Source organism: Chitinophaga sp. (genome assembly GCF_035761305.1).
Taxonomy (GTDB): Bacteria; Bacteroidota; Bacteroidia; order Chitinophagales; family Chitinophagaceae; genus Chitinophaga.
In genome coordinates this window covers 1-3,719 of sequence record NZ_DASTRI010000069.1, presented here as the reverse complement: position 1 = coordinate 3,719, position 3,719 = coordinate 1, and the positions used below count along the sequence as shown (strand labels likewise).

Annotated in this window: 3 protein-coding genes; all 3 read right to left on the bottom strand. The window is 47.5% G+C overall.

The annotated features are described in order from the left end of the window. Nucleotides 1-181, bottom strand: a 181-nt coding sequence (locus VFS25_RS06480) for a TetR family transcriptional regulator (RefSeq protein WP_326461312.1), incomplete at its 3' end; no start/stop codon positions are given. A gap of 363 nt (nt 182-544) precedes the next feature. Beyond that, the gene (locus VFS25_RS06475) at nt 545-1,996 is read right to left on the bottom strand and encodes a tryptophanase (protein ID WP_326461311.1); all 1,452 of its coding nucleotides are present in this window, start codon (nt 1,994-1,996) and stop codon (nt 545-547) included. 164 nt (nt 1,997-2,160) lie between these two features. Continuing rightward, nucleotides 2,161-3,618 (bottom strand): hypothetical protein, encoded by a 1,458-nt coding sequence (locus VFS25_RS06470; RefSeq protein ID WP_326461310.1) that lies wholly within the window; start codon nt 3,616-3,618, stop codon nt 2,161-2,163. Nucleotides 3,619-3,719: the final 101 nt, after the last annotated feature.

Below are 3,719 nucleotides of genomic sequence, written 5' to 3'. Positions count from 1 at the left end.
CCCGTTTCAGGAAAATAGCTTCGATGAGCCGTTCTTTTGATCCGAAGTAATAGGATATCATTGCAATATTAACATCTGCCTCCTGCGCTATATCTCTTACAGAAGCTCCATGGAAACCATGCATAGCGAACAAACGCTCTGCCGCATCCAGGATTTGTATCTGTTTATGATTATAGTCCATTGTCTATCCCTCCAAAAATTTAAACGTGCATTTAAACAGGTGCAAAATTAAACGTTTGTTTAAGTTAAACAAATGTTTAATTGAATATATTTAATCATAATATTTTACTTATTTGATCACAATTACTTAAAAAGTAAGATAAGTTGACGTTTTTACTGAATAATGCAAACTTGAAAAAAATAAAGTTATCCTGTAATGTTTAACTGAACAAAAAGAGGGCCTGCAGGGAGGTTTGCGACAATAAAAAATGATTTCCGGGGAGGGTATTATCTATCGGATGGGATTAGCGGCCGGGGAAAATTGCGTGTAGAGCAAGCCGGTTATACAGCAGGCGGTTATTCAAGACCGCCTGCCGTTTTGTTATCATAACTGTTCAAAATGCGCTATAAAATGCCGCAGCAGCGGGGTTTCATACGTTATTCTATAGCCTTTAATGCTTTCGCGCTGTTTAAATACCTCCAGGATCACCTCCGCCACATAATCGATATGGCTTTGGGTGTATACCCGGCGGGGAATGGCCAGGCGCACCAGCTCCATAGCAGCCGGTATAAGCGAACCATCGGCCGCATACTTACCGAACATAACAGAACCAATTTCCACACCCCGTACTCCCCCTTCTGTATACAACGCGCCACATAAAGCCTGCCCGGGGTATTCATGCACCGGTATGTGCGGCAGAAAGGCCTTCGCATCCAGGTATATGGCATGCCCGCCGGTGGGCTTAATATAAGGTACGCCGGCCGCATCCAGCTTCTCTCCTATGTACTCAATACTGCGGATGCGATACTGCAGGTAATCTTCCTGCAGCACCTCTTCCAGGCCTATGGCAATGGCCTCCAGGTCGCGGCCGGCCAGGCCGCCATAAGTGGGGAACCCCTCTGTAATGATCAGCAGGTTACGGCATTCCATGGCCAGCTGTTCATCGCGCATGGCCAGGAAGCCGCCGATGTTGGCAAAGGCGTCTTTTTTGGCGCTCATGGTACAGCCGTCGGCATAGGAAAACATTTCCTGGGCAATGGCCAGTATGGATTTACCGCCGTACCCCGGCTCGCGCCGCTTAATAAAGTAGCAGTTTTCCGCAAACCGGCAGGCATCAATAAACAGGCGAATACCATATTTATTACATACTGCTTTTACAGCCTTTATGTTCTCCATGCTCACCGGCTGTCCGCCGCCGGAATTATTGGTAACGGTAATAATCACCAGCGGGATGTTTTCCGCGCCCTTTTCCTGTATGAACCGCTCCATGGCGGCTACGTTCATATTACCTTTGAAAGGGGCTACCAGGGCGGGCTGCCTGCCTTCATCACAAAGCAGGTCAACCCCGGTGGCGCCGGAAAACTCAATGTTTGCGCGGGTAGTGTCAAACAGGGTATTGCTTAAAAAGTATTTGCCTTTACCCCCGGTAATGCTGAACAGTATTTTTTCCGCCGCGCGGCCCTGGTGGGTAGGAATGATATACGGCATGCCGGTAATGTTATGCACCGACCTTTCAAACCTGAAAAAGCTTTCACTGCCGGCATAGCTTTCATCGCCCCGCATAACACCGGCCCATTGCTCACTGCTCATAGCGCTGGTGCCGCTATCGGTAAGCAGGTCAATAATTACATCTTTTGCGTGGATCAGGAAGGGATTATAATGGGCTTCCTGTAAAATACGTACCCGTTCTTCACGGGTAGTAAAGTAAATAGGTTCTACGGACTTGATCCGGAACGGTTCTATAATTGTTTGCATTGGTTTTTGTTTGGCGATTGCTGCAAAGGTTGTGGTACGGGCAAACGACAGCAGCCCCTGTGCGGAGCGCTTATTTGCCATTGATTTATAAAAAGAAGGAATTGCGGAACCGTGCAGGATCAGGTAGGGCTTTTAATGATATTTTTCCAGAGGTTCATTTGCTGCGAAAATAGCTAATAATTAATTATTAAAAAAAGCCGGCGCCCACTTTGTGACACCGGCTATCCCTTTTATGAAGAACAAAATCAGTACCGCATAACAGCTGCCAGGGAACTATCGGCCGGCATCTGTTCCTTATCCAGCATAAACACGGTTGCACCTGTTTCCACGGCCTTCACAATGGCTGCATTTATCAGGCATTCATCTCCCGGCTGCTCCGTATCGTGCAGGGTAAGCCTGTTATCCTGTTCGTTAAAGGTTCCCCACAGCTGTGCATTCTTTTGTACAAACAAAATATCCACGCGGGAGTAATAGCAGGCCGGTATCACATCTTCCGGGATAGATGATGTGTTGCCGTTTGTACTGTTATTGGCATATCTTTCCAGGGCCTGCTGCACGCGCTGATTAAAATAAGGCTGCATTTTTTCCCTTGCCTTTTCATATAAGGCGGGTACGCTTTCATATTCATAGTTGCCAATCAGCGCATCGTCCATTATGTGCTTATAGTGCGTACGCTTTCTGAAAATAGGGATCATATAATCCACTGCTGCCAGCAGCAACGGCGTGTTGCTGGTTGACAGCACCTCTTTCCACAGCGTTTCATCCACTTCGTCCAGGTACATGGAAATATTGGCTTTCTCGTCGGGCTTACCGGCGCCCATACCATGGTAGTTAGCTCCATGGCCCGCCCCGGAGCCGCCCGTGCGGAACAGCTGCTGATCGTCTTTTTCCTCAAAGTGCACTACATCGTCCATACCATCCGGCATTCCATTTACAGGCACCGGGCGCATACCAAAAGCATCTGCTTCAAACAAAGTAGCTTTGTGCTTGCTTAACAGCAACAGGTAAAACTGTTCTTTATTATTCAGCAGCGGCATTAAGGCGCTGGTATGGAAAGAGTGGTTGATGTAACACTGCTGTTTTACTTCAAACGGCAATTGTATATATTTAAAATAATGCGGCGCTATAAACACGCCCAGGCCACGCTGCTGGCTCCGCCAAAAGTCATTGTTATTCCACAGGTCAAAGCCGGGCTGTAACAATGGTTCTGTCACATCGGGCGGTAAGTCTTTTTGCTGCAGCTGCTGCTGTACCTGCTGCAGCATGGTTTTAAACAATATGGCATCCTGCTGCTGGTTTACTTCCACCCCTGCTTTGTGCGTGGGCATATACAAGGTAATGCAATGATCGGCCCTGTAACCGGCCAGCTCTTTAAAACCATCTTTTGTAAAGGCGGAGGGCAATGGTTCAGGCTGGATGCTCCCGGTAAGCCGTATATCCGTGCGGTTCTTGTAGGTATTCTGAGGCTGATGTTTTGCGGCATATTCCTCCTCATCCCCTTTTGCGGTATTACGGTTCGGGTGCCGCTTATGCACATTGGGTGCTAATGTATCTTCGCCACTGGTATATTTTTCTGTAATTTCCTCATCCTGCTGCAACTCATCTTCACTTATCTGCGGCCGCAATCCCAGGTTGCTTTCCCTGCCTGAACCGGAGGGTTTTCCTTTAAGCGGAATAAATCTTCCTTCTCTGTCTTTTCCCATGATTCTACAGTTTTTACCAAATGCGGCACAAACTCTGTACCATTACCGGTGCTTTGAAAAGCAGCAACTGTTTATTACTTTAGAATACCTGTTTACACCGG

What these genes read in the sequence shown, in the direction of transcription:
- VFS25_RS06475 (WP_326461311.1), bottom strand. Translation starts at nt 1,996, where the DNA reads ATGGCAAATAAGCGCTCCGCACAGGGGCTGCTGTCGTTTGCCCGTACC.
- VFS25_RS06470 (WP_326461310.1), bottom strand. Translation starts at nt 3,618, where the DNA reads ATGGGAAAAGACAGAGAAGGAAGATTTATTCCGCTTAAAGGAAAACCC.